Genomic DNA, 19,583 nt, shown 5'->3' on the forward strand with positions numbered 1-19,583 from the left:
CTCAGCGGCCCGGCTCGGGCACCGGGACGGCGGCGAGCAGGCCGCGCAGGACGTCGGTCGTCCCGCGGCCGGCCATCGTGGCCTCGACCGACGGCAGCAGCCGGTGGGCGAGCACCCGCTCGGCGAGCTCGCGCACGTCGTCCGGGATCACGTAGTCGCGGCCCGACATCGCGGCGCGGGCTTTCGCGGCCCGGAGCAGGTGCAGCGAGGCGCGGGGGGACGCGCCCAGCGACAGCTCGCGGCTGGTGCGGGTCGCGGTGGTCAGCGCGACGACGTAGCGCTGCACCGCGGGGGCGGCGTACACCCCGGCGACCGTGCTGACGAGCTTGCGGACCTCGGCCGCGTCGGTCACCGGCTCCAGGTCGTCCAGCGGGTCGGCGGACGTGTGGTGCTCGAGCATCGCCAGCTCGGCCGCCTCGACCGGGTAGCCGATGGAGACGCGCGCCATGAAGCGGTCGCGCTGCGCTTCGGGCAGCGGGTAGGTGCCCTCCATCTCGACGGGGTTCTGGGTGGCGACGACCATGAACGGCGCCTGCAGGGGGTAGGTCGTGCCGTCGACGGTGACCTGCCGCTCCTCCATGCACTCCAGCAGCGCCGACTGGGTCTTCGGCGAGGCGCGGTTGATCTCGTCGCCGACGACGAGGTTGGCGAAGATCCCCCCGGGCCGGAACTCGAAGTCCCGCGTGTCCTGGTTGAACACCGAGACGCCGGTGACGTCGGAGGGCAGCAGGTCCGGGGTGAACTGGATCCGTCGCACGCTCGCGTCGATGCTGCGGGCCAGGGACTTGCTCAGCATCGTCTTGCCGACCCCGGGCACGTCCTCCACCAGCAGGTGGCCCTCGGCGAGCAGGACGACGAGCGCGGAGGACACGACGTCGGGCTTGCCCTCGATGACGCGCTCCACGTTGCGGCGCACGCGGTCGACGACCGCGACCAACGTCTCGATGTCGCCGCCCCGGTCGCCGCCCCGGCGGGCGGCCCGCTCGTGCGAGGGGTCCGGCGTGGGGTCCTGCGAGGACAGTCGGGGCTCGTGCGCGCCGTACGGCGCGGCTGCGGGTCCGTTCACTGGTGCCTCTCCGGTGGATGAGGACCCCACCGTAGTCGGCGACCCCCAGCCGTGGGCGCCTCGCGACCCGCGTCCTCCACCCTCCTCCACCCGGGCCCTCCACCGCGCTCCACCTCGCGCCCCACCTGGCCCTCCACAGCGCTCCACCGGGCTCCGAGCCGGGCCCACCGGGCCCGCTCCGGCCCCGTCGGGACGCCCCGGGCGCCGTCCGGCGGCCCGGACGGAGCGACGAGATCGGGCCCGGGGCGCGGAGAAGCGCGCACCGGGGGAGCGAAACACCCACCAAGTGGTTGCTAGTGGAGGAAAGTGGGTTAGAGTGGAGCGCAGTGGAGGAGCAGGGGAACGGAGGCCCGGATGTTCATCGGGACCTTCACGCCCAAGCTGGACGACAAGGGCCGGCTGATCCTCCCGGCGAAGTTCAGGGACGCGTTCGCGGGAGGAGTGGTGATGACGAAGGGTCAGGAGCGCTGCATCGAGCTCCAGACCCAGGCGCAGCTCGAGGCCACCGCCGCCCGGCTCCGCGAGGCGCCCATGACGGACCCCCGGGTCCGCGCCTACGTCCGCGTCCTCTTCACCGGCGGCCACGACCAGATCCCCGACAAGCAGGGCCGGGTCAACGTGCCCGCCCCGCTGCGCGAGTACGCCTCGATCGACCGTGAGGTCGTCGTCGCGGGCGTGATGGACCGCGTCGAGATGTGGAACCCCGAGGCCTGGGCGGCCTACTCCGCCGAGCAGGAGGCGGCCTTCGCGGGCCTCGACCACGAGATCTTCCCCGGCATCTAGCAGCACCCGGCACCACCGGCAGCACCACAACTCCAGAGCGGGACGCGCAGGACGAGGCCTCTGGCCCGCCCGCGAGGAGTCATCTGACGCACCTTCCCCGGCGCCAGAGGACCCGGCGGGCGGGCAAGGGACCTGGACCGGCGCCTCCCGCTCGCGAGCTCCCGCACCACCCGGCACCACCCGGCACCACCCGGCACCACCCGGCAGCAGCACCGAAGGGTCGAGACCACGTGAGCACGCGCCAGGCGCCCCAGCCGCCGCCACCCGTACGCCGGGTGCGCGAGCAGGCTCGCGACGTCCTCGCGGTCATGGCGTTCTCGGCCCTCGCCTCCACCGCGCTCGCGGTCGCCCTGCTCCTCGTCCTCTCGCTGGGGCGGTAGCGCGATGACGCCGACGACCGCCGACGGCGGGGACGGTCAGGACGGCGCGACACACGAGCCGGTCCTGCTGGCGCGCGTGGTCGAGCTGCTCGCCCCGGCCCTGCAGCGCGACGGCGCCGTGCTCGTCGACGGCACCCTCGGCCTCGGCGGCCACAGCGCCGCGGTCCTCGAGGCCTGCCCCGCGGCCCGGGTCGTCGGCATCGACCGCGACCCCGCCGCGCTCGAGCGGGCCGGCGACCGGCTCGCGGCGCACGGCGACCGCTTCACCGGCGTCCACGCGACGTACGACCGGCTCGCCGACGTCCTCGACGACCTCGGCCTCGACACCGTGGACGGCGTCCTGCTCGACCTCGGCGTCTCCTCCATGCAGCTCGACCGCCTCGACCGCGGCTTCGCCTACCGCGCGGACTCGCCGCTCGACATGCGGATGGACCCCACCACCGGTCGCACCGCGGCCGACGTCCTCAACACCTACCCCGCGGCCGACCTGACGCTGGTCCTGTCGCGGTACGGCGAGGAGAAGTTCGCCCGACGGATCGCCGACGCGATCGTGCGCGAGCGCACCACCGAGCCCTTCACGACCTCCGGACGCCTCGTCGAGCTGCTCTACGACGTGATCCCGGCGCCGGCCCGCCGCACGGGCGGCCACCCGGCGAAACGGACCTTCCAGGCGCTGCGCATGGAGGTGAACGACGAGCTGGGCGGCCTGGACCGGGTCCTGCCCGCCGCGCTGCAGGCCGTCGGGGTCGGGGGCCGGGTCGTCGTCGAGTCGTACCACTCGCTGGAGGACCGCGCCGTCAAGCGCGCCTTCGCGCGGGCCACCACGAGCAGCGCGCCGCCCGACCTTCCCGTCGTCCCGCCGGAGCTCGAGCCCGCGATGGTCGCCGTCACCCGGGGGGCCGAGCAGGCCGACGACGTCGAGCGCGCCCGGAACCCCCGCGCCGCCAGCGTCCGCCTCCGCGCGGTCGAGCGCGTCCGCCCGTCGTCCCCGTCGTCCCCGTCGTCCCAGTCGTCCACCAGGTCACAGCGTCGTGCCTCCGGAGGTGCCCGATGAGCAGCCCGCTCCGTCTGCCCGACCCCCGTCCCCGCGAGCCCGGGCGCGAGCCGGGACAGCCGAGCCGCCGCACCCTGCCGCCCCTGCGGCTCGCGCCGCGCCGTCGCCCGCGCCCGCCGAAGGTCCCGTTCGTGGTGGTGGTCGCCCTCGTCGCCCTCGGCGGGGTCGTCGGGCTGCTCCTGTTCAACACCTCCATGCAGCAGGCGTCCTTCGCGGCGAGCGCCCTGGAGCGCCACGCCGACACCCTCGCCGCGCGCGAGCAGAAGCTGCAGATGGAGCTCGAGGGCCTGCGCGACCCGCAGCGGGTCGCCCGCGCGGCGCGCGACGCCGGCATGGTCGTCGGCCGCAGCACGTGCTTCCTGTCGCTCGCCGACGGCAGCACCAGCGGCCCCTGCCAGCCCGCGACCGCGGAGGACGGGATGCGCATCGAGGCCCAGCCGCAGGCCCGTCCCGGCGTCCTCGACCCCGCCCCGCGCTACGTCGACCCGCCGGCCGAGCAGAACCAGGTGGGCGACACGGGCCCGCGTGACGGCCGCGGGGACGCGCGGGGGGCTAGGAATGGTGCACGCGACACCGACCGGGCCGCCGACCGTGCCGGAGACCGTCGCGGCGACCGTGACCGCAGGACCCAGGGAGGAGCCACCCGGTGAGCCGACCCCGTCCGAGCCTGCGCGGCCAGTCGGTGCTGCGCCTGCGGGTCGCGATGGTGGTCATCGCCATGGCCCTGTCCGTGCTCGGCGCCCGCCTGGTGCAGCTGCAGGGCGTCGACCCCGACTCGTACGCCGAGATGGCCGCCGCGGAGGGCACGGTCGACGCCGTCCTGCCCGCGCAGCGGGGCGAGATCCTCGACCGCAACGGGGTCGCCCTCGCGAGCTCGGTCGACGGGATGATGGTCATCGTCAACCCCCAGCTGGTGCCCGAGGACGCCGCGCCTGAGCTCGCCCGCCTGCTGTCCGACCGGTTGGACGTCGACTACTTCGACACCCTCGCCCAGGTCCGCGACCAGCGCTACCAGTTCCGCTACGTCGCGCGACGCGTCCCGTCCACCGTGGCCAACGAGACGCTCGAGGCGGTCGAGGACGCCGGGTTCGACGGCATCACCCTGCAGGCCGACCCGGTGCGCGACTACCCGGCGAAGGACGTCGCCGCGAACCTCGTCGGCTTCATGGGCGCCGAGGGCGAGCCGCGCGCGGGGCTGGAGCTGACCTTCGAGCCGATGCTGCACGGCACGGACGGCGAAGCCCGCTACTCCACCGGCGGCGGCAACCGGATCCCGCTGGGGGAGACGAGCACCGTCGACCCGGTGAACGGCCAGGACCTCACGCTGACCATCGACCGCGACGTCCAGTGGTTCGTCCAGCGGGCGCTCCGCAACGCCGTCGAGGGCGCGAACGCCGACTCCGGCGTCGCGATCGTGCAGGACGTGGAGTCCGGCGAGATCCTCGCGCTGGCCGACCACCCGACGTTCGACGCCTCGCAGCCGCTGCTGTCCGACGAGGCCGACCTGGGCTCCCGCGCCCTGAGCGACGTCTACGAGCCGGGCTCGGTGCAGAAGGCCTTCACGCTGGCCGCGCTCCTCGACGCCGACGAGGTCTCCCCGACCACCAGGATCACGGTGCCGCCCGAGCTCGACAGCGGCGACACCACGATCGGCGACTACTGGGACCACGGCACGCTCCGGCTCACCGTCGCCGGCGCGATCGCCCAGTCGTCCAACATCGGCACGGTGCTGGCGGCCCGCCGCATGGACCCCGAGCGGCTCCACGACTACCTCGTCGGCTTCGGCGAGGGGTCGCGCACCGACGTCGGCGTCCGGGGCGAGTCGGCGGGGATCCTGCCCGACGGGGCGATCTGGACACCGATGGCCGCCGACCGCATCGCCTTCGGCCAGTCGCTGTCGGTCAACGCCCTGCAGATGACAGCCGGCATCAACACGATCGCCAACGGCGGGGTGCACGTCAGCCCCAGCCTGGTGCGGGGGAGCGCCACGACGGCCGCCGGCGAGGAGGTCGGCACCGACCAGACGGAGCGCCGCCGGGTGGTCTCGGAGGTCGCGGCCCGGCAGACCTCCGACGTCCTGGAGCAGGTCGTGGACCCCGAGACCGGTGTCGCCCCCGGCGCCGCCGTGCCCGGCTACCGCGTCGCCGGCAAGACCGGCACCGCCCAGCGCGTGAACGACGAGTGCCAGTGCTACGACGGCACCTTCACGGTCTCGTTCGGCGGCTTCGCCCCCGCCGACGCCCCCCGGTTCACCGTCTACGTCGCCATCCAGAACCCCCGCAACGGCGGCGGCGGTGGCTCCGTCGGCGGTCCGGCCTTCTCCTCGATCATGGGCCAGCTGCTGCGCCACTACGCCGTCCCACCCACCAACTCCCGACCCCCCGAGCTCCCCATCGAGTGGTAGCCCCGCCACGCAGGCGCCGAGTCGGCACGTCTGCGCAGCCTGAGAACGTCGAGTCGGCACGTCTGCGCAGCCTCCTCGGTGGGCCGCGGGCCGTTCGCAGCCGCTGGACGAGGACGTCGACCTGGACGGCGGTGCGGAGGTCGGAGCGCACTCGGGTCACGGGGATCGCCACCTGCGCAGATGTGCTGACTCGGGCCGTTTGGGTGCGCAGACGTGCCGACTCGAGGCCGTGTGGGTGCGCAGACGTGCCGACTCGGGGTGCACCTCACCGACCTGCCGGTGAGGGGCCGATAACCTCGCCGGGTGGTCGAGGAGGACAAGGTGGAGGCGCTGCGCGCGACGCGTCCGCGTCACCGTGAGCCCGTGGCGCTGACGGACCTCGCCGACGCCCTGCGGGCGCACGTGGACGCGGTCGAGGTGGTCCGGGCCGGCGCCGACGACGCCGGGGACGTCCGGGTGGGCGGCCTCACCCTCGCGACGTCGCGGGTCCTCCCCGGCGACCTGTACGCCGCGCTGCCGGGCGCCCGCGCGCACGGCGCCGACTACACGCAGCAGGCCCTGGCGGCCGGGGCCGTCGCCGTCCTCACCGATCCCGAGGGAGCCCGCCGCGCCCGGGGCGCGACCGACGACGCGGGCGTCCCGGTCGTCGTCGTGGACGACCCGCGCCGCCACCTCGGACGCCTCGCCGCCCTCGTGTACGGCGACCCGGCCGGCCGCCTGCGCCTCGTCGCGGTCACCGGGACGCAGGGCAAGACCACGACGACCCGTCTCGCGCTGTCGGCGCTCGAGGCCGCCGGCGTCCGGGCCGCGGCCGTCGGCACGGTGGGCACCCGGGTGGCGGGCCGCGACCTGCCCACCAAGCTCACCACCCCCGAGGCCCCCGACCTGTTCGCGCTGTTCGCGCTGATGGTCGAGGAGGGCGTCGAGGTCTGCCTCATGGAGGTCTCGAGCCACGCCCTGGTCCTCGGCCGGGTCGACGGTGTGGTCTTCGACGTCGCCTGCTTCACCAACCTCGGTCGCGACCACCTCGACTTCCACCCGACCGTGGAGGACTACTACCGCGCCAAGGCCTCCCTCTTCACCCCCGAGCGCGCCCGCCGGGCGCTCGTCACCGCCGACGACGCCCACGGGCGGCGCCTGGCGGGGGAGACGACCCTGCCCGTCCGCACCTTCTCGGGGATCGGCACCGCCGCGGACTGGCGGGCGGTCGACGTCCGCTCCGACGCCGCCGGGTCCACCTTCGTGCTCGAGGGCCCGGACGGTCTCCGCCTCGAGACCGGCGTCGGGCTGCCCGGCGCGTTCAACGTCGCCAACGCGGTCGCCGCCCTGGCCGCCCTCGGCGAGGCGGGCCTCGACGTCGCGGGTCCGGCCGGGGTCATGGCCACCGCGGGCGGCGTCCCCGGTCGCCTCGAGCTCGTCAGCACCCCGGACGACGACCTCACCGTCGTCGTCGACTACGCCCACAAGCCCGACGCGGTCGAGGCCGCCCTGGCCGCGATGCGCACGCTCACCCCGGGCCGGCTCGTGACGGTGATCGGCGCCGGGGGCGACCGCGACCCGGGCAAGCGACCGCTGATGGGCGCGGTGGCCGCCCGCCTGTCCGACGTCGTCGTCGTCACCGACGACAACCCCCGCTCGGAGGACCCGGCCGCGATCCGTGCCGCCGTGCTCGGGGGAGCCCGCGACGAGGGCGCCGACGCCGTGCTGGAGGAGGTCGCCGACCGCCGCGAGGCCGTACGACGGGCGCTCGCGCTCGCCGGCCCGGGCGGCGTGGTCGTCGTGGCCGGCAAGGGCCACGAGGCCGGGCAGGAGGTGGCCGGGGTCGTCCACGCCTTCGACGACCGTGCCGTCGCCGCCGAGGAGCTCGCGGCCCGCGCCACCGGACGTCGGGGCGCCGCGGCCCGGGAGAGCACGGGGGCCGCCCGGTGATCGCGATGACCCTCGCCGAGGTCGCCGCGGTGGTGGGCGGCCGGCTCGCGGACGCCACCGGCTCCGAGACCGTCACCGGCCCCGCGACCCTGGACAGCCGCGACGTCGCGTCCGGCGGCCTGTTCGTCGCGATCGCGGGCGAGCGGGTCGACGGCCACGACTTCGCCGCCGGTGCCGTGGCCGCGGGTGCGGCCGGCGTGCTGGGGTCGCGGCCGGTGGGTGCGCCCGCCGTGCTGGTCGGTGACCCCGTCGACGCCCTCGGCCGCCTCGCCCGCCACGTCCGCGACGTGCTGGCGGAGGGGAGCGCCGGGGGGCAGGGGCTCGTCGTCCTCGCGCTCACCGGCAGCCAGGGCAAGACCGGCACGAAGGACTACCTCGCCGGGCTCCTGGCCCACACCGGCGCCGGGTCCGACGGGGGGACGGTCGCCACACGTGGCAACCTCAACAACGAGCTGGGCGTCCCCCTCACCGTGCTCCGCGCAACCCCCGCCACCCGCTACCTCGTCGTCGAGATGGGCGCTCGCGGCGTCGGCCACATCGGCCTGCTGTGCCGCATCGCCCGCCCGGACGTCGCGGCCGTGCTCAACGTCGGTTCCGCCCACCTCGGCGAGTTCGGCTCCATCGAGGCCATCGCGCAGGCCAAGGGGGAGATCGTCGAGTCCCTCGCGCCCGACGGGACCGCCGTCCTCGCCGCCGACGACCACCGCGTCGCCGCCATGCGTCCGCGCACGGCGGCACGGGTCGTGACCTTCGGCGGCCCCGGGGCGGACGTCGTCGGGGAGCTCCGGGCGGTCGACGGCCGCGGCCGCGCCCAGATGAGGCTGGCCCACGCCGGGGAGAGCACCGAGATGCTCCTCCCGCTGCCCGGACGCCACCAGGTGGCCAACGCCACGGCGGCCGCCGCGATGGGGCTCGCCGCCGGCCTGGGCTTCGGGGAGGTCGCGGAGGGCCTGGCCGCCGCCCGTCCCGACTCCCGCTGGCGCATGGAGGTCACCGAGCGCGGCGACGGGCTCCTCGTGCTCAACGACGCCTACAACGCGAACCCCGCCTCGGTCGTCTCCGCCCTGGTGACGCTGGTCGACATGACCGCCACCGAGTCCGGCGCGCGCCGCCGCTCGGTGGCCGTCCTCGGCGAGATGAAGGAGCTCGGCGACTCCACGTACGACGCCCACGTCGAGGTGGGCCGCGCCGCCGTGCGCGAGGGCGTGGACGTCGTCGTGGTGGTCGACGGCACCCCCGGCGGGGCCGCCGCCGGGATCGCCGACGGCGCGGAGACGGCGTCGGGCCCTGCGTCGGACTCAGCGTCGGGCCCAGGGTCGGGCTCGGCGTCGGACTCAACGTCGGGCTCGGGGTCGGGCTCGGCGAGCGTGGTGGAGCACACCCCGGTGGTGGTGCGCACGGCGGGCCGCGACGAGGCCGTCGCCTGGGTGGGCCAGAATGTCGCGGCGGACGACGTCGTCCTGGTCAAGGCCAGCCGCGGCGTCGCCCTGGAGCACGTGGCGTACTCACTGATGGAGGGAGACCCGGCGTGAGGGCGATCCTCCTCTCGGGCGGGCTGGCGCTCATCATGTCGCTGCTCGGCACCAGGGTGGCGATCTCGGTCCTGTCGAAGAGGGGCTACGGCCAGGAGATCCGGGACGACGGCCCGACGAGCCACCACACCAAGCGCGGCACGCCCACCATGGGCGGGATCGTCATCATCCTGGCCACGGTGGTGAGCTACTTCGTCGCCAAGCTCCTCACGATGAGCGTCCCGTCGGCCTCGGCGCTGCTGCTGCTGTTCCTCTTCGTCGGCCTGGGCCTCGTCGGCTTCCTCGACGACTTCATCAAGATCTGGAAGCAGCGCTCGCTGGGGCTGCGCAGCAAGGCCAAGATGGTCGGGCAGACCGTCGTGGCGCTCGTCTTCGCCGCGCTCGCGCTGTCGCCGTGGCTGGCCGACGAGAACGGCCGGACACCGGCCTCGGAGAAGATCTCCTTCATCCGCGAGATCGACTGGCTGACGCTGCCGTTCGTCGTGGCGGTGCTGCTGATCTGGTTCATCATCGCCGGCACGAGCAACGGCGTGAACCTCACCGACGGGCTCGACGGCCTCGCCACCGGCGCCTCGGTGATGGTGTTCGGCGCCTACACGTTCGTGAACATCTGGCAGAACAACCAGTTCTGCCAGACCACCCCCACGGCGTCCTGCTACAACGTCCGCGACCCGCTCGACCTCGCCGTGGTCGCCGCCGCCATCACCGGCGCCTGCTTCGGGTTCCTGTGGTGGAACGCCTCCCCGGCGGCCATCTTCATGGGCGACACGGGCTCGCTGGCGCTCGGTGGCGCGCTGGCCGGCTTCGCCGTCCTGACCCGCACCGAGCTGCTGCTGGTGATCCTCGGCGGGCTGTTCCTGCTGACCACGCTGTCGGTGATGATCCAGGTGTCGGTGTTCAAGGCCAGCCGTGCCAGCGGGTTGTTCCGGCGGGTCTTCCGCGTCGGGCCGGGTCACCGTGTCTTCCGGATGACCCCGCTGCACCACCACTTCGAGATGCTGGGCTGGGAGCAGGTCACCATCGTGATCCGCTTCTGGATCATCACCGGGCTGTTCGTCGTCGCCGGCCTCGGCATCTTCTACGGCGAGTGGGTGGCCAATGTCTGAGTCGCAGGGCGGCCCCCGCGTCGAGCGGCTGGGCCGCGACGACTGGGAGGGCGTGCGTGCCGTCGTCGCCGGGTTCGGCGTCTCCGGCTTCGCCGCCGCCGACAACCTCACCCACGTCGGCGCCCGGGTCGTCGCCGTCGACGACCGCGAGACCGAGGCCCTGACCGAGAGGGCCGAGCTGCTCGGCGTCCTCGGCGCGGACGTGCACCTCGGCCCCGGCAGCACCGCCGCCACCGCGATGCCGGACGACGCCGAGGTCCTCGTCGTCTCTCCGGGCTGGCGGCCCGACGCCCCGCTCGTCGCCGAGGCCGAGCGCCGCGGCATCCCGGTGTGGAGCGAGGTCGAGCTGGCCTGGCGGCTGCGCGAGAAGCGCCCCGACGGCACGTCGACGCCGTGGCTCGCGGTCACCGGGACCAACGGCAAGACCACGACCGTGCGGATGCTGGAGTCGATCCTGCGCGCCGCGGGCCTCCGCGCCGTCGCCGCCGGGAACGTCGGCCTGCCGCTGACCGAGGCCGTCATGGACCCCACGCCGTACGACGTGCTCGCCGTCGAGCTGTCCAGCTTCCAGCTGCACCACACCCGGACCGTGGCCGCCGAGTCGGCGGTCTGCCTCAACGTCGCCGAGGACCACCTCGACTGGTACCCCGACATGGACGCCTACGCCCGCGACAAGGGCCGGGTCTACGAGGGCGTCTCGCGGGCCTGCGTCTACAACGCCGCCGACCCGCTCACCGAGCAGCTCGTCCGCGACGCCGACGTCGTCGAGGGGGCCCGCGCCATCGGCTTCACCCTCGGCACCCCCGGCGTCGGGATGGTCGGCCTGGTCGAGGACATCCTCGCCGACCGCGCCTTCGTCGCCGCCCGCGCGACGAGCGCGGCGGAGCTGTGCACGATCGACGACCTGTTCTCGCCGGCCCCGCACGTCGTGGAGGACGCCCTGGCGGCCGCCGCGCTGGCCCGCGCGCACGGCGTCGGGCAGGCCGCCGTCCGCGACGGGCTGCGGTCCTTCCGGCCCGACGGGCACCGCATCGCCGTCGTGGCGGAGGGCGAGGCCGGCCGCGGCGTCCGCTGGGTCGACGACTCGAAGGCCACGAACCCCCACGCCGCCCGGTCCTCCCTGCTCGCCTACGACCCGGTCGTCTGGGTCGCCGGCGGGCTCGCCAAGGGCGCCCGGTTCGACGACCTCGTCCGCGACGTCGCCGGCCGGCTACGGGGCGCCGTCCTGCTCGGGCACGACCAGCACCTGATCGCCGAGGCTCTCGCGCGACACGCCCCGGATGTCCCCGTCGTACGCGTCGAGGGCGACGAGACTGCGGAGCGGACCGGCCCCATGGGCCGCGCGGTCGAGGCCGCCGCACGACTCGCCCAGCCCGGCGACACCGTGCTCCTGGCCCCGGGGTGCGCGTCGATGGACCAGTTCACCGACTACGCCGCCCGCGGCGACGCCTTCGCCGAGGCGGTCCGCGAGCGGCTGGGCCGGCCGACCGACTGACGCGACCCGGAGGCAGGGACACGATGACCACCCTCGATCCCGGCCCCACCACCACCACGGGCTCCACCACGGGCGCCCGCCCGGACGCCGGCGGCACGGCCGCGCCGGCGGGCCCGGGGCTGCGCGCCAGGCTGGCCGCGCCGGTGCACGCCTGGCGGGCGCTGCGGACCTCGCTGGACCGGCCGCTCGCCACCTACTACCTGCTGCTCGGCGCCGCGGGCCTGCTGCTGACCATCGGCCTGCTGATGGTGCTGAGCGCCTCCAGCGTCTACAGCTACAACGTCCACGACCGCGACTCCTACGCCGTCGTCACCCGTCAGCTGCTGTGGGTCGCGATCGGCCTGCCCTGTGCGTACGTCGCCTCCCGGCTGCCCCTGCGCGCCATCCGCTGGCTCGCGTGGCCCGCCCTGGGGGTCGCGGTCGTCCTGCTCGCCCTCACGGCCACGCCGCTGGGCACGTCGGTCAACGGCAACACGAACTGGCTGGCGCTGGGTCCGCTGCGGGTGCAGCCGTCCGAGATCGCCAAGCTCGCGATCGTGCTGTGGGCCGCGCACGTCTACGCGCTGAAGGAGCGGCGCCTGGGCGAGCTGTCGCACGTGCTCGTCCCCGTCGCGCCGGTCCTGCTGGCGGTCACCGGCCTGGTGGTGTGGCAGCGCGACCTCGGCACGGCGCTGGTCCTCGCCGCCATCCTGCTGGGGATGCTGTGGGTCGTCGGCGCCCCGCTGCGGCTGTTCGCCATCGCCTTCGCCGCGGTCGCCTCGGTCGCGCTGTGGCTGGCCTCCACCAGCAGCGAGCGCCGCGAGCGGCTGCTCAACTTCACCGACCCGTTCTCCGACTACCACGACGCGGGCTGGCAGCCCGCCCACGGCCTCTACGCCCTGTCCAGCGGGGGCGTCTTCGGCCAGGGCATCGGGGCGAGCCAGCAGAAGTGGGGCTACCTCCCGGAGGCGCACACCGACTACATCTTCGCCGTCCTCGGCGAGGAGCTCGGCCTGGTCGGGACCCTGCTGGTGCTCGTGCTGTTCGCCACGATCGCCTACGCCGCGGTGCGCATCGCGGCCGCCAGCACCGAGCCGTTCGTCCGCTACGCCTGCTTCGGGATCGTCGTCTGGCTGCTCGGGCAGAGCCTCATCAACCTCGGCATGGTGCTGGCCCTGCTGCCGGTGATCGGCATCCCCCTGCCCCTCGTCTCGTACGGCGGCTCGGCGCTGCTGCCGTCCCTCGTCGCCCTCGGCCTGCTGATCGGGTTCGCCCGACGCCAGCCGGAGGCGGCCAGGGCGCTGGCCGAGCGCCGCCGCGGCTAGGTTCGGACCCACGATGTCGAACGACCCTTCCCCTCCCCATGACCCCCAGGCCACCCACCGACCCGTCGCGCCCGGCACCCTGCGGGTCGTGCTCGCCGGTGGCGGCACCGCGGGCCACACCTCGCCGCTGCTGGCCACCGCCGACGCCCTCGTCCGCCTCGCCGCCGAGACCGGCCGCGAGGTGGCCGTCACCTGCGTCGGCACGAGCCGCGGGCTCGAGACGCGGGTGGTGCCCGCCGCGGGCTACCCCCTCGAGCTGATCCCACCCGTGCCGCTGCCGCGGTCGCTGTCGGCCGACCTGGCCCGCGTCCCGACCCGGCTGCGGGCCGCCGTCCGCGAGGCGGGCGCCGTCCTCGACCGCGTCGACCCCGCCGTGGTCGTCGGGTACGGCGGCTACGTGTCGCTGCCGGTCTACCTCGCGGCGCGACGACGCCGGCTGCCCCTCGTCGTCCACGAGCAGAACGCCGTGCCCGGCCTGGCCAACAAGGTCGGAGCACGCGTCGCCGCCCGTGTCGCGGTGAGCTTCCCCGACACCCCGCTGCCCCGGGCGGAGCACGTCGGCCTCCCGATCCGGCGCATGATCTCGACCCTCGACCGCGCGGCCCTGCGCCCCGAGGCCCGCGCGCACTTCGGGCTCGACCCCGACCGCCCCACCCTGCTGGTGACGGGCGGGTCCCAGGGGGCCCGCCGCCTCAACGAGGCGATCACCGGGGCCGCGGCGGCCCTGGCCGCCGCCGGGGTGCAGGTGCTGCACGTCGTCGGCCCCAAGAACACCGACCTCACCGTGGCGCCCGACGTGGCGACGCCGTACCGGGTCGAGGGCTTCGTGGACCGCATGGACCTGGCGTACGCCGCCGCCGACCTCGTCGTGTGCCGCGCGGGCGCGTCCAGCGTCACCGAGGCCGCCGTGGTCGGCCTGCCGGCCGTGTTCGTGCCCCTGCCCATCGGCAACGGCGAGCAGGACCACAACGCCCGCGGCGTGGTCGACGACGGCGGCGGGCTGCTCGTCTCCGACGACGCCATCACGCCCGAGTGGGTCGCCGACACCGTCCCGGGCCTGATCACCGACCCCGCACGGCTCGCCGTGATGTCGGAGGCGGCGCGCCGGCGGGTGCCGCGCGACGCGGACGAGCGCCTCGCGCGCATGGTGCTGGAGGCCGCGGGGGAGGCGTCGTGAGGGTCGCCGTCCCGGACGTCATCCTTCCCGCCGCCGACCTGGGCCGCGTGCACTTCGTCGGCATCGGTGGGGCGGGGCTGTCGGCCATCGCCCGGCTGATGCTCGCCCGCGGCATCGCGGTCTCCGGCAGCGACGGCACCGACTCCCCGACGCTGGCGGCCCTGCGCGCCGAGGGGGCCGAGGTCCACCTCGGCCACGACGCCGCCCACCTCGCCCACCTGGGCGCCGGCGACACCGTGGTGGTCTCGACCGCCGTCCGCGAGACCAACCCGGAGGTCGTGGAGGCGCAGGCCCGCGGGCTGCGCTTGCTGCCGCGCTCGGCGGCCCTGGCCGCCGTCATGGCCGGACGGCGCACCGTCGCCGTCGCCGGCACCCACGGCAAGACGACCACCACCGGCCTGCTGGTCTCCGCGCTGCTCGCCGCCGGCGCCGACCCGACGTACGCCGTCGGGGGCGACCTCACCGCCACCGGCACCAACGCCGGCGAGGGCACCGGCGACCTCTTCGTGGCCGAGGCCGACGAGAGCGACGGCGCCTTCCTCGTCTACACCCCGCACGCCGCGATCGTCACGAACGTCGAGGCCGACCACCTCGACTCCTGGGGCACCGAGGAGGCCTACGCCGCCGCGTTCACCGACTTCCTGGACCGCATCGTCCCCGGCGGGCTCGTCGTCCTCGTGGTCGACGACCCGGGCGCGGCCCGGCTGGCCGACGCCGCCCGTGAGCGCGACCTGCAGGTCGTGACCGTGGGGGAGTCGGAGGACGCCGTCGTCCGCGCGAGCGGGCTGGTCTTCGCCGGCACCACCTCGCGGTTCACCGTCCACGACGACGGCGTCGAGCTCGGCACGCTCAGCCTGCGCATCCCCGGGCGCCACTACGTCCTCGACGCGCTGGCCGCCCTGGCCTGCGGGCTGCGGCTCGGCCACGCCTTCGACGACCTGCGCGCCGGCCTGGAGGCGTTCACCGGCACCCGCCGTCGCATGGAGCACAAGGGCACGGTCGGCGGCGTCGCGGTCTACGACAGCTACGCCCACCACCCCGCGGAGATCGCCGGCGACCTCCAGGCCGCCCGGTCGGTCGCGGGGGACGGCCGCGTGCTCGTGGCCTTCCAGCCGCACCTCGTCTCCCGCACCCGCCTCATGGGCGCGGAGATGGGCGCGGCGCTCGGCGCGGCCGACGAGGTCGTCGTCCTCGACGTCTACCTGGCCCGCGAGGACGCGGACCCCGAGGTCACCGGCGCGCTCGTCGCCGACGCGGTGCCGCTGCCCGAGGACGTGGTGCGTCACGAGCCGGACGCCGACACCGTGCCCGCGTTCCTGGCCGGTCGCGCCCGGCCCGGGGACCTGGTGCTGACCCTCGGCGCCGGTGACGTCACCCGGCTCGCGCCGCTCACCCTGGCGGCGCTGTCCGAGCGGGAGGAGGCCGACGGTGACTGACGGAACCCCCCGGGGCGGACGCGACGAGCGGCGCCGCTTCACCCGGCGGCGCTGGGCCCGGCGGCTGCGGGGGTGGCGCGCCGCCCTCGCCGCGTCGCTCGTCCTCGTGCTCGTGGGCGTCGGGGTGTGGCTGGTCGGCTGGTCCGACGTCCTCGACGTCGAGGGCGTCGAGGTCGCCGGCGCGACCGACACGGTGACCCCCGACCAGGTGCGGCGGGCCGCGGCCGTCGAGGAGGGCGAGCCGCTGGCGCGGGTCGACCTCGACGTCATCCGCAGCCGCGTGGAGTCGCTGGCCGCCGTCCGGGAGGCGGACGTGTCACGCGAGTGGCCGGACGCGGTCCGGGTGTCGGTGGTCGAGCGCGAGGCCGTCGCCCTGGTGGAGATCGGCGGGGTGGTGCGCGGGATGGACGTCGACGGCGTCGCCTTCCGCCGCTACCAGGGTGACCCGCCGCCGATGCCGCGCGTCGAGACCGACTCCTCGGTGACCGCGGAGGCGCTGCGCGAGGCCGCCCGGGTCGTCGTCGCCATGCCGGCCGGCCTGGCCGAGCGCGTCGAGGCGGTCCGGGTGGACTCGGTCGACGCGATCACCCTGTCGCTGCGCGACGGGCGCACCGTGCGGTGGGGGAGCGCGGAGTCCTCCGAGCAGAAGTCGTCGGTCCTCGCCGTCATGCTCCGCCAGGACGCGCTGACCTACGACGTCAGCGTGCCGAGCGACCCGACGTACTGCACGGACCCCGCCTGCGCCTGAGCCCCCGACGCGGGGGCCGACCGGAGTGACGCGTGTGACTTGCTCGGCACCGAACCGGGCGTGTCGGTCGCGCGGTGCCCCGCCCGGCCCTAACGTTCTACTTGCACGAGGTTGACATAACTATAACCCTCAGCCAGAGGGTTAAGGTTTTCCCTCGAACCGACCAGAGCACCAGCAGGCCCCGGAACCCGACCGGGCACCCCACCGGAAGGCGATCACGCCGTGGCAGCACAGAACTACCTGGCCATCATCAAGGTCGTCGGCATCGGCGGCGGCGGCGTCAACGCCGTCAACCGGATGATCGAGGTCGGTCTCAAGGGCGTCGAGTTCATCGCCATCAACACCGACGCCCAGGCGCTGCTGATGAGCGACGCCGACGTCAAGCTCGACATCGGCCGCGAGCTCACCCGCGGTCTCGGCGCGGGGGCCAACCCCGAGGTCGGCGGCCAGGCGGCCCAGGACCACGCCGACGAGATCGAGGAGGTCATGAAGGGCGCCGACATGGTCTTCGTGACCGCCGGCGAGGGCGGCGGCACGGGCACCGGCGGGGCGCCGGTCGTGGCGAAGATCGCCCGCTCGCTGGGCGCCCTGACCATCGGTGTCGTCACCCGCCCCTTCGCGTTCGAGGGTCGTCGTCGCGCCAACTCCGCCGAGGAGGGCATCGCCGCGCTCCGCGAGGAGGTCGACACCCTCATCGTCATCCCGAACGACCGCCTGCTGTCGATCAGCGACCGCAGCGTCTCGGTCCTCGACGCCTTCAAGCAGGCCGACCAGGTCCTCCTGCAGGGCGTCTCGGGCATCACCGACCTCATCACCACCCCGGGCCTGATCAACCTCGACTTCGCCGACGTGAAGTCCGTCATGGCCAACGCCGGCTCCGCACTCATGGGCATCGGCTCGGCCCGGGGCGACGACCGCGCCGTGGCGGCGGCCGAGATGGCCGTCTCCTCGCCGCTGCTCGAGGCCTCCATCGAGGGGGCCCAGGGCGTGCTGCTGTCCATCGCCGGCGGCTCCGACCTCGGCCTGTTCGAGATCAACGAGGCCGCCGCGCTGGTGGCGGAGGCGGCCCACGGCGAGGCCAACATCATCTTCGGCGCGACGATCGACGACGCCCTCGGCGACGAGGTGCGGGTCACGGTCATCGCCGCCGGGTTCGACGGCGGCATGCCCAAGCGCCGCGACGACGGGATGGCGCTGCGCCGCAGCGCCCGCCCCGCCTCGGGTGGCGCGGGCGCCTCGGGTGGCTCCGCCTCCGGGGGCACCTCGGGCCCGTCGGGCTCCCCGTCGCCGTCCGGCGGTGGCGCCAGCGCCTCCCGTCCCAGCACCCCCTCCGCCGGCCAGGAGCGCCCCCGCCCCGCCGCCGAGCGCGCAGGCGCCCCCGCCCCGCGCGAGACGCCGGCCCCGGCGCCCGCCGCCCGGGACACCCCCCGCGAGGAGCGGAACGAGACCCCGGCCAAGCCCGCGCCGAAGCCGGTCGAGTTCGAGGACGACGACCTCGACGTGCCCGACTTCCTCAAGTAGGCGTGTTCCTCCACTCCGCGTCGGTGCCGGCCGCGGCCGGCACCGTCGAGGTCCGGTTCACCGACACCGAGCTGGACCTCCAGGGCACCCGGGACGGCTTCGCCGAGGCCCTGGCGCGGCTCGAGGCCACCACGGGCGCGTGCTTCGCGCGCATGACGCAGGTCCACGGCGACGTCGTCCACGAGGTCGCCGACGACCCCGGCCCGGGGCCCCGTGACGACGTCCCCACCGGGGACGGGCTCGTCACCGCCCGGCCGGGCGTCGGCCTGATGGTCCGGGTCGCCGACTGCGTCCCGGTGGTGCTCGCCGACCCCGGCACCGGCGCCCTGGGCGTCGCGCACGCCGGCCGCGAGGGCGTCCGGCTCGGCGTCGTCACCCGGACCGTGGCACGGCTGCGCGAGCTCGGCGCCGGCCCCGGCCTGCGAGCCTGGGTGGGACCCCACGTCTGCGGCTCCTGCTACGAGGTCCCCGTGACGATGCGCGCCGAGGTGGCCGCGGTCGTGCCCGCGACGTGGAGCACGACGCGCCAGGGCACCCCCGGTCTCGACCTGGGGGCGGGCGTCGTCGCCCAGCTGGACGCCGCCGGAGTGGACGCCGAGCTCGTCGGCGGCTGCACGCTCGAGGACCCCGCCGCCCACTCCTACCGTCGTGACGGCGCGGCGTCCGGGCGCCTCGCGGGCCTGGTGTGGACGGCGGGCGTCGCGTGAGCGCCGGGCAGGACGCCACGCGGGCCGAGGCCCGCCGCGAGGAGCTCGCCGAGCGTCTCGACGTCGTCCGCGAACGGCTGGCCGCCGCCTGCGCCGCCGCCGGCCGCGCGGTCGACGACGTCACCCTCGTCGCGGTCACCAAGTTCTTCGGTGCCGCCGACGTCCGCACCCTCGCGGCGCTCGGCGTGACCGAGGTGGGGGAGAACCGCCACCAGGAGGCGGAGGAGAAGGCCGCCGAGCTCGCCGAGGAGTCCCTGCGCTGGCACTTCGTCGGCGGCCTGCAGAGCAACAAGGCCGCCGCCGTCGCGCGCTGGGCCGACGTCGTGGAGTCGGTCGACCGCCGCAAGCTCGTCGCCCGGCTCGACGGCGGCGCCGCCGAGCGCGGGCGCGACCTGGACTGCCTGGTGCAGGTGAGCCTCGACGACCCCGGCTCCTCGGGCACCCGGGCGGGCTGCGCGCCGTCCGACCTGCCGGCCCTCGCCGACGCCGTCGCCGAGGCGCCGCACCTCCGGCTGAGGGGCCTGATGGCCGTGGCGCCGACCGACGAGGACCCCGCCGCGGCGTTCGACCGCCTCGCCGAGCTGCACGCGCGGCTGCGCGGCGACCACCCCGACGCGACGTGGCTGTCGGCCGGGATGAGCAACGACCTCGAGCAGGCCGTCGAACGGGGCGCGACACACGTGCGTGTCGGCCGCGCGGTCCTCGGGGAGAGGCCCTCGAACCAGTAGTGTCCTGATCACGATCGGCACCCCGGCCGGGGTGCAGGAGCCAGGAGGAATGCACCCATGGCTGGTGGCATGCGCAAGTTCGGCGAGTACCTCGGCCTGCTCGAGGACTCCGACCGGTACGACCAGTACGACGAGGACGTCGACCTGGCCCGCACCGGCACGTCGCCCGAGCGCGCCCGCGGCGCGGCGGCCTCGCCCCGCGCCGAGCAGCCC

At 75.3% G+C, this 19,583-nt stretch carries 17 protein-coding genes; 16 read left to right on the plus strand and 1 reads right to left on the minus strand.

The genetic code is table 11. From position 1 onward, the window contains the following. Position 1: 1 nt before the first annotated feature. Positions 2-1,021, minus strand: coding sequence for an AAA family ATPase (locus tag MJ876_RS17210; protein ID WP_374202484.1), 1,020 nt, complete (start codon positions 1,019-1,021; stop codon positions 2-4). Positions 1,022-1,420: 399 nt separating this feature from the next. Between MJ876_RS17210 and mraZ the strand changes: the two genes are divergently transcribed. The 16 genes from mraZ to MJ876_RS17290 all read left to right on the plus strand — a co-directional run bounded on the left by mraZ (position 1,421) and on the right by MJ876_RS17290 (position 19,370). Continuing rightward, a complete protein-coding gene (mraZ, locus tag MJ876_RS17215) occupies positions 1,421-1,849 on the plus strand; it encodes a division/cell wall cluster transcriptional repressor MraZ (protein WP_240238225.1) in 429 nt (142 codons plus the stop codon). Positions 1,850-2,079: 230 nt separating this feature from the next. Continuing rightward, a complete protein-coding gene (locus MJ876_RS17220) occupies positions 2,080-2,229 on the plus strand; it encodes a hypothetical protein (RefSeq protein ID WP_240238227.1) in 150 nt (49 codons plus the stop codon). Between the two features lie 4 nt (positions 2,230-2,233). Beyond that, positions 2,234-3,283 carry a 16S rRNA (cytosine(1402)-N(4))-methyltransferase RsmH gene (rsmH, locus tag MJ876_RS17225; RefSeq protein ID WP_240238229.1) on the plus strand — a complete coding sequence of 350 codons (1,050 nt, stop codon included), beginning with the start codon at positions 2,234-2,236 and terminating at the stop codon, positions 3,281-3,283. Then, positions 3,280-3,933, plus strand: coding sequence for a hypothetical protein (locus MJ876_RS17230; RefSeq protein WP_240238231.1), 654 nt, complete (start codon positions 3,280-3,282; stop codon positions 3,931-3,933). The genes rsmH and MJ876_RS17230 overlap by 4 nt, the downstream gene beginning before the upstream one ends. Further along, positions 3,930-5,687 carry a penicillin-binding protein 2 gene (locus MJ876_RS17235; protein ID WP_240238233.1) on the plus strand — a complete coding sequence of 586 codons (1,758 nt, stop codon included), beginning with the start codon at positions 3,930-3,932 and terminating at the stop codon, positions 5,685-5,687. The genes MJ876_RS17230 and MJ876_RS17235 overlap by 4 nt, the downstream gene beginning before the upstream one ends. Before the next feature lie 303 nt (positions 5,688-5,990). Next, the gene (locus tag MJ876_RS17240; protein WP_240238235.1) at positions 5,991-7,616 is read left to right on the plus strand and encodes a UDP-N-acetylmuramoyl-L-alanyl-D-glutamate--2,6-diaminopimelate ligase; all 1,626 of its coding nucleotides are present in this window, start codon (positions 5,991-5,993) and stop codon (positions 7,614-7,616) included. Positions 7,617-7,621: 5 nt separating this feature from the next. After that, the gene (murF, locus tag MJ876_RS17245) at positions 7,622-9,148 is read left to right on the plus strand and encodes a UDP-N-acetylmuramoyl-tripeptide--D-alanyl-D-alanine ligase (protein WP_240238268.1); all 1,527 of its coding nucleotides are present in this window, start codon (positions 7,622-7,624) and stop codon (positions 9,146-9,148) included. Next, a complete protein-coding gene (gene mraY, locus MJ876_RS17250) occupies positions 9,145-10,254 on the plus strand; it encodes a phospho-N-acetylmuramoyl-pentapeptide-transferase (protein WP_240238237.1) in 1,110 nt (369 codons plus the stop codon). Before murF ends, mraY begins: the two co-directional genes overlap by 4 nt. After that, positions 10,247-11,749: a UDP-N-acetylmuramoyl-L-alanine--D-glutamate ligase gene (murD, locus tag MJ876_RS17255; protein ID WP_240238239.1), complete on the plus strand. Its 1,503-nt coding sequence runs from the start codon at positions 10,247-10,249 to the stop codon at positions 11,747-11,749. Before mraY ends, murD begins: the two co-directional genes overlap by 8 nt. Before the next feature lie 23 nt (positions 11,750-11,772). After that, entirely contained in the window at positions 11,773-13,053 is a 1,281-nt protein-coding gene (gene ftsW / locus MJ876_RS17260; protein ID WP_240238241.1) for a putative lipid II flippase FtsW, read from the plus strand. A gap of 79 nt (positions 13,054-13,132) precedes the next feature. Then, a complete protein-coding gene (gene murG, locus MJ876_RS17265; protein WP_240238270.1) occupies positions 13,133-14,230 on the plus strand; it encodes an undecaprenyldiphospho-muramoylpentapeptide beta-N-acetylglucosaminyltransferase in 1,098 nt (365 codons plus the stop codon). After that, positions 14,227-15,666: a UDP-N-acetylmuramate--L-alanine ligase gene (gene murC / locus MJ876_RS17270; RefSeq protein ID WP_240238242.1), complete on the plus strand. Its 1,440-nt coding sequence runs from the start codon at positions 14,227-14,229 to the stop codon at positions 15,664-15,666. Before murG ends, murC begins: the two co-directional genes overlap by 4 nt. Beyond that, entirely contained in the window at positions 15,659-16,414 is a 756-nt protein-coding gene (locus MJ876_RS17275) for an FtsQ-type POTRA domain-containing protein (RefSeq protein ID WP_240238244.1), read from the plus strand. Before murC ends, MJ876_RS17275 begins: the two co-directional genes overlap by 8 nt. A 222-nt stretch (positions 16,415-16,636) precedes the next feature. Further along, on the plus strand, positions 16,637-17,935 hold the full coding sequence (gene ftsZ, locus MJ876_RS17280) for a cell division protein FtsZ (RefSeq protein ID WP_240238246.1): 1,299 nt from the start codon (positions 16,637-16,639) through the stop codon (positions 17,933-17,935). Between the two features lie 2 nt (positions 17,936-17,937). Beyond that, positions 17,938-18,642 carry a polyphenol oxidase family protein gene (locus MJ876_RS17285; protein ID WP_240238248.1) on the plus strand — a complete coding sequence of 235 codons (705 nt, stop codon included), beginning with the start codon at positions 17,938-17,940 and terminating at the stop codon, positions 18,640-18,642. Next, on the plus strand, positions 18,639-19,370 hold the full coding sequence (locus MJ876_RS17290) for a YggS family pyridoxal phosphate-dependent enzyme (protein ID WP_240238250.1): 732 nt from the start codon (positions 18,639-18,641) through the stop codon (positions 19,368-19,370). The genes MJ876_RS17285 and MJ876_RS17290 overlap by 4 nt, the downstream gene beginning before the upstream one ends. The last annotated feature ends 213 nt before the right edge of the window (positions 19,371-19,583 follow it).

Source organism: Nocardioides sp. CFH 31398, from assembly GCF_022436705.1.
In the GTDB taxonomy this organism is placed as follows: domain Bacteria; phylum Actinomycetota; class Actinomycetes; order Propionibacteriales; family Nocardioidaceae; genus Nocardioides.